This is a genomic window from Arthrobacter sp. Dra40, assembly GCF_059091905.1.
In genome coordinates this window covers 1-1,258 of record NZ_JBNHHB010000499.1, presented here as the reverse complement: position 1 = coordinate 1,258, position 1,258 = coordinate 1, and the positions used below count along the sequence as shown (strand labels likewise).

Annotated in this window: 2 protein-coding genes; both read right to left on the bottom strand. The window is 60.8% G+C overall.

Annotated features, from left to right (window positions below; genetic code table 11):
• Positions 1-131 precede the first annotated feature (131 nt).
• Entirely contained in the window at positions 132-545 is a 414-nt protein-coding gene (locus tag AC5RWT_RS37540) for a hypothetical protein (protein WP_494084644.1), read from the bottom strand.
• Positions 546-977: 432 nt separating this feature from the next.
• A partial coding sequence (locus AC5RWT_RS37535; protein WP_494084643.1) for a hypothetical protein occupies positions 978-1,258 on the bottom strand: 281 nt, incomplete at its 5' end.

Here is a 1,258-nt window from a genome sequence, read left to right as displayed (position 1 = left end):
CTGGATCGGTTCAGCATCCATAGGCTGGTTCTACGTGCCGGCCCTGCTTGCCTCAGCCGGTGCCCTCCTAATCCGGCCAGCAGAGAGACATACTGCGTCGTCTTGAGGCAGTCCCCTGATGCGCCTTCTTCTTATCTGGTGACGTTGATTTCGATGCTGTACTCGGGGCAGGAACCTCCATCGCGGCAGTCGTCCATGGGGCTGCCGGCGACGTGTATGGTCATCTTCCCCGGCGGGGTGTCTGCAGGAATCGTGAACGGCTGGCTAAAAGACCCATCCGGTTTGACTGCCGTTATGACCGGCTGGCCCACGATTCCGTGCTCATCGATGATTTGCAGTGAGTATGTCTTAGAAGCCGGGTACCCCAGATCGCAGCTGGCAGCCCCTGCAGATACCGTGAGCATTCCTCCAGCTTCGACCGATTCCCTGTCGATCCTGAGCACGGCAGGACCGCAGTCGTTGGTGCAGGAGGTAAGGGCAACCGCCGCAAGGACTGCAGAGACGGCGACGCCAGGAACCCTGTGCCTCCAAAACATTTCCAACACCTCCAGATTGCACGCTGTGTCTGAACTCTAGTGTTGAACGTGGGGATAGCCCCGTATGCGGGCGGTCTCGCACCCGCCTGCTCTCCGGCGTATCAGCGCAGCTAACGACCTCGCTCCCGTTCTAGCCGCTCTCGCCTTGCTGCCAATGCGAGCGGCAATGTGACGAGCATGCCTAACGCGGCGAGGACCCCCATGACCAAAAGCGGACTAAGGCCTGAAGGAATAGCAATCAGTCCACCAATAAAGACCGATGCGAAGAGGCCTGCCCAAGCAAACCGCGTATACCGCTTTGCTGCAGGCCCGGGCATGGGTGATCCTTCCATGCGCCAAGCATGAGGGGGTGGGGGCAACCCGTCAACGGCGCGTGGCCGTGCCCGCCCGTACATGGCGACCAAGGAAGCGTACGGGTATTCACCGTGACGAGGTGGGAGGTCATTTCTGGGGCTGCACCGCCGTGTCGCTCTTCAGGACAAGCCCCAATGACTCGCACACCTTTTCGTCCCCGGGGATGACTGCGGCACGACCGTCTTTGAGCACGCATACAGTCAATGGCTCAGGAACCGGGTAGGAAAAGCTGGGGTCATGCAGGTCTGGATGTGCGGCGCCGTCAGGATCATCCGGGTCCAACCCATGCTGGGCCCAAACATCGCGGCACACGGACAGAGCGTCTTCGATCATCACTGTGCTGTCCGGCCGCTCTGCGGTGCTCGGAA